Consider the following 4533-nt stretch of genomic DNA (forward strand, 5'->3'; position numbering starts at 1 on the left):
TCCTGAAGTCGGACGCGCCCGCCGCGGCCGTGCAGGAAATGGAACGCCTGATGCGGCTGCACGACGACGTGATGCGCGTGCTGACCATCAAGGTCGACAAGCACGCCGAGGGCGTCTCGGTCCAGATGCAGAAGCGCGACGAGCGTGACCGCGATGGCGAGCGTTCGGATCGTGGCGACCGCGGCGGCTTTGGCGGCGAACGCCGCGAGCGTCCGTCGTTCGGCGACCGTGGCGACCGCCCGTCGTTCGGCGCTCCGCGCCGTTGATCTGAGAAAGGACATAAACCATGGCGAACAAACCGTTTTTCCGCCGCCGCAAGGTTTGCCCCTTCTCGGGCGACAACGCTCCGGCGATCGACTACAAGGACACCCGTCTTCTCCAGCGCTACATCTCCGAGCGCGGCAAGATCGTCCCGTCCCGCATCACCGCAGTCTCGGCGAAGAAGCAGCGTGAACTGGCCACGGCCATCAAGCGCGCCCGCTTCCTGGCCCTGCTGCCCTATGCCGTGAAATAAGGAGCGACGCCAATGCAAGTCATCCTTCTGGAACGTGTGGCCAAGCTTGGCCAGATGGGCGAGGTCGTGAACGTCAAGGACGGCTACGCCCGCAACTTCCTGCTGCCGCAAGGCAAGGCGCTGCGCGCGAACGACGCGAACATCAAGTCGTTCGAAGTGAAGAAAGCCCAGCTGGAGGCCACCAACCTGGAAACCCGCAAGGAGGCCGAGGCTGTCGGCGCCAAGCTGGACGGCCAGGTCTTCGTGGTGATCCGCTCGGCCTCGGATGCCGGGGCGCTGTATGGTTCGGTCACGCCGCGCGATGCGGCGGAAGCCGCGACCGAGGCGGGCTTCACCGTGAACCGCGGCCAGATCGTGCTGGACCGCCCGATCAAGGACCTGGGCCTGCACACGGTTTCGGTGCAGCTTCACCCGGAAGTTGCGGTGAAGATCAAGCTGAACGTCGCCCGTTCGGTCGAAGAGGCCGAGTTGCAGGCCTCTGGCAAGTCGATCCAGGAACTCGCCGCCGAGGCGGAAGCCCAGGCCGAGTTCGAGATCGCCGAGCTGTTCGACGAAGTCGGCGCGGCGGCATCGGAAGAATAAGCTTTTCCTGTCAAGGGATTGCGAACCGCGTCCGGGCACCCGGGCGCGGTTTTTCTTTGCTGTGCCTATGTTGGCCGATGATGTTCAACGGAATTGACTTTTGTTGCACATCAGTCGATGTTCTACAAAAGAAAATACTGTAGAACATCATGCACTATCATAGCTCCACGGCGCAAGCCGCCTATCACGACCTGCGGCGATCCCTGATGGATGATCAGGTCGCTGCAATCCGGGGCACGCCGAAACGGGAAGATCGCAAGGGACGCAGATACTGGTACGACACCTATCGCGTGGGCGATCAGGTGAAGAAGGCCTATATTGGCGAGGACACCCCCGAAATGGCGGCCCGGATCGAGAATCATATCCGACTGGCCCAGGATGCCAAGCTGCGCGCCGAATCCCGGACGCGGCTGGTTCGCATCCTGCGCGCCGAGGGTTTCCTGCCTGTCGACGGGGCATCCGGCCGCCTCTACAGCACGCTGGCAAGGACCGGCGTGTTCCGCTTGGGCGGCACGGTTGTCGGAACGCATGCCTTCCGCCACTACGAGGGCGAACTGGGTATCCGTCTCGCCCAGGACGAGGTCGCCCAGACCAACGATCTCGACATCGCACAGTTCGAGCGCCTTTCCCTGGCACTGGGCGACCATGTCGAGGAACCACTGGCGAATACCTTTGCAGAGCTGGAATTTGCTCCGGTGCCCTCGCTGTCCGGATCCGCCGTCTGGAAATGGCGGCAAACGCAAACCGACACCTACGTCGAATTTCTGACGCCATCCTTCCGTCCCGAGGAAGACATTCGTGACCTGCCTGCTTTGGGGGTGTCGGCTCAATCCTTGCATTTCCTGAACTATCTGATCGCCGAACCGATCAAGGCGGCGGCGCTATACCGATCCGGTGTCCTTATCCAGGTGCCTCGCCCCGAGCGCTACGCCGTCCACAAGCTCATTATAGCTGACCGCCGCCGCACCGGTCCCGACCAGCTGAAATCCCGCAAGGACCGGGCGCAGGCGGCGCTGCTGATCGAGGCTTTGGCCGAGGACCGCCCGGATGAACTCCGCGAGGCTTACGAGGACGCGATGGAGCGCGGGCCGCAATGGCGGGCGCATATCGGCACGACGCTGAAGCGGATGCCCGAGACCGCCGCAAAGCTTGCCGCGCTTTGACATGGGCCTGTCGGCGGCAGAATAGCGACAGGCCTTGGCGCGGCTAGCGTGGCAGCCATGCAGCTGACAGCCACCACCCGCGGCATCCTTGCGCTCGTCGTCGGAATCGCCGTCTTTTCGCTTCAGGATGTGATCCTGAAACGCCTGTCGGGCGACTATCCGCTATATCAGGCGATGATCATCCGCAGCCTGACGGCCGCTCCGCTGCTCCTGATCATCGTAAGGGTGCTGGACGGCCGCCTGAGCACGATCATCACGCCGAACTGGGGCTGGATGCTGGCACGGGGCCTGCTGAACTTCGTGGCCTACACCGCCTACTACCTCGGCCTCGCCGCGATGCCGATGGCGGATACGGTGGCGCTGTTCTTCACCGCGCCGCTTTTCATCACCATCATCGCGGCCCTTGTCTTCAAGGAGCGGATCGGGCCGACCAACCTGTTCGCGCTGGGTGCGGGATTCGCCGGGATGCTGATGATCTTCAACCCCAGCGGCAGCGTCTTCGACCCTGCCGCTCTCCTGCCCGTGCTGGGCGCCCTGGGGTATGCGCTGACCCAGCTGGCGACGCGCGTGCTGGGCCGGACCGAGACAACGGCCGCGATGACGTTCTGGGGCAACCTGACCTTCCTCGCCACGGCCCTTGCCCTGGCTGCGGTCTTCGGCACCGGGGCCCATGACGGCGCGAGCCACCCCTCTCTGGCCTTTCTGACCCGGGGCTGGCAGGACATGCCGGCGCGGGATCTTCTGCTCTTCATGGCCTGCGGGGTGATCGCCGCTGTCGGCCTGTCGCTTCTGACCTACGCCTACCGCACAGCGCCCTCGTCCTCGGTCGCGCCCTTCGAATACAGCTTCATCATCTGGGGCGTACTTTGGGGCTGGCTCTTCTGGTCGCAGCTTCCGACCGCCCTGGCCTGGACCGGCATCGCGCTGCTGATCGCCGCGGGGCTTCTGGTGATCCGGGCCGAGGCGAGAAACGAAAAGGCCGCACCCGAAGGCGCGGCCTGATACCCTCCCGTCGGACCTGACCGGCCTCTTACATCTCGTCCAGCGCCTCGACGGCCTTCTGGAGCTTCTCTTTCGAGATTTCCTTCTCGGTCACTTTCGCAAGGCCGACGAGGTGATCGACGACCTTGTCCTCGAAGACCGGCGCGCGCAGCTGCTGCTGCATCTGGGGGTTCTTCTGCACGAATTCGAAGAACTGACGCTCCTGCCCCGGATACTGGCGGGCAGCGGCGAGGACGGCCTGCGTCATCTCGGCATCGGTCACGCTGACTTCGGCCTTGCGGCCGATCTCGGCCAGGAGGAGCCCCAGACGCACGCGACGCTCGGCCAGCTTCTTGTGCTCGTCCGTCGTCTCGATATGGCCGTGATCGTGGCCATGCTCATGCGGGTTGTCCTCGTGCCAGAGCTGGTGGGCGATCTGGTTGGCCTCGGCCTCGACCAGGTTGGCGGGCAGGTCGAACTTGACCATACCGTCCAGCTGGTCCAGCAGCGAGCGCTTCAGCACCGCGCGGGCGGCGCCCTGGTATTCGGCTTCCAGACGCTCGGCGATCTGCGCCTTCAGCGCGGCCAGGTCATCGGCACCGAACTTCTTCGCAAGCTCGTCGTCGATCTCGGCGTCTTTCGGCTCTTTCACCGCCTTCACCGTGCAGGCGAAGACCGCAGCCTTGCCGGCCAGATGGGCAGCGCCATAGTTTTCCGGGAAGGAGACGTTGACCGAAACCTCGTCGCCGACCTTGGCGCCGACGAGCTGTTCCTCGAAGCCGGGGATGAAGCTCTTGGAGCCCAGCACCAGCGGATAGTCCTCGGCCGAGCCGCCCTCGAACAGCTCGCCGTCGACCGAGCCCTTGAAGTCGATCACGATCTGGTCGCCGTCCTTGGCCTTGGCGCCCTTCTTGCGGTCGTCATAGGATTTGGCCGACCCGGCCAGGTTTTCCAGCGCCTCGGCGATGGCCTTGTCGTCGGCCTTCACCACCAGCTTCTCCAGCTTGATCTTGCCGGCATCGACATCGGGGATCGGGGGCAGCGTATCATAGGTCATCTCGACCACGACATCCTGACCCTCTTTCCAGCTGTCACCGCCGACCATCTTGACCTCGGGCTGCAGCGCCGGGCGGTCGCCGGTCTTGTCGAAATGGTCCTTCATCGCGCCGTCGATCGCGTCCTGCATGGCATCGCCCAGGATGCGGGTGCCGAACTGCTTCTTCAGGATGGCGAGCGGAACCTTGCCCTTGCGGAAGCCCTTGATCTCGACCTCGGGCTGCGCCTCGATCAGCT

At 64.3% G+C, this 4533-nt stretch carries 6 protein-coding genes; 5 read left to right on the top strand and 1 reads right to left on the bottom strand.

The window, feature by feature from the left end; genetic code table 11:
• The 5 genes from V7Q39_RS19305 to V7Q39_RS19325 all read left to right on the top strand — a co-directional run.
• A partial coding sequence (locus tag V7Q39_RS19305) for a 30S ribosomal protein S6 (RefSeq protein ID WP_443082551.1) occupies nt 1-266 on the top strand: 266 nt, incomplete at its 5' end.
• Between the two features lie 20 nt (nt 267-286).
• Complete coding sequence (gene rpsR, locus V7Q39_RS19310; RefSeq protein WP_125327012.1) at nt 287-514, top strand: 30S ribosomal protein S18; 228 nt, start codon at nt 287-289, stop codon at nt 512-514.
• 12 nt (nt 515-526) lie between these two features.
• Nucleotides 527-1096, top strand: a complete 570-nt coding sequence (rplI, locus tag V7Q39_RS19315) for a 50S ribosomal protein L9 (protein WP_333818238.1) — start codon at nt 527-529, stop codon at nt 1094-1096.
• A 149-nt stretch (nt 1097-1245) separates the two neighbouring features.
• Nucleotides 1246-2259: a nucleotidyltransferase family protein gene (locus tag V7Q39_RS19320; RefSeq protein ID WP_333818239.1), complete on the top strand. Its 1014-nt coding sequence runs from the start codon at nt 1246-1248 to the stop codon at nt 2257-2259.
• Between the two features lie 57 nt (nt 2260-2316).
• Nucleotides 2317-3261 (top strand): DMT family transporter, encoded by a 945-nt coding sequence (locus tag V7Q39_RS19325; RefSeq protein WP_333818240.1) that lies wholly within the window; start codon nt 2317-2319, stop codon nt 3259-3261.
• A 28-nt stretch (nt 3262-3289) separates the two neighbouring features.
• Here V7Q39_RS19325 and tig read toward each other — a convergent pair.
• A partial coding sequence (gene tig / locus V7Q39_RS19330; RefSeq protein WP_333818241.1) for a trigger factor occupies nt 3290-4533 on the bottom strand: 1244 nt, incomplete at its 5' end.

Origin of the sequence: Tabrizicola sp., from assembly GCF_036781545.1 — a bacterium.
Taxonomy (GTDB): domain Bacteria; phylum Pseudomonadota; class Alphaproteobacteria; order Rhodobacterales; family Rhodobacteraceae; genus Tabrizicola.

Bases quoted from the DNA above. Each gene is read 5' to 3' on its own strand.
- rpsR (WP_125327012.1), top strand. From the start codon at position 287: ATGGCGAACAAACCGTTTTTCCGCCGCCGCAAGGTTTGCCCCTTCTCG.
- rplI (WP_333818238.1), top strand. From the start codon at position 527: ATGCAAGTCATCCTTCTGGAACGTGTGGCCAAGCTTGGCCAGATGGGC.
- V7Q39_RS19320 (WP_333818239.1), top strand. From the start codon at position 1,246: ATGCACTATCATAGCTCCACGGCGCAAGCCGCCTATCACGACCTGCGG.
- V7Q39_RS19325 (WP_333818240.1), top strand. From the start codon at position 2,317: ATGCAGCTGACAGCCACCACCCGCGGCATCCTTGCGCTCGTCGTCGGA.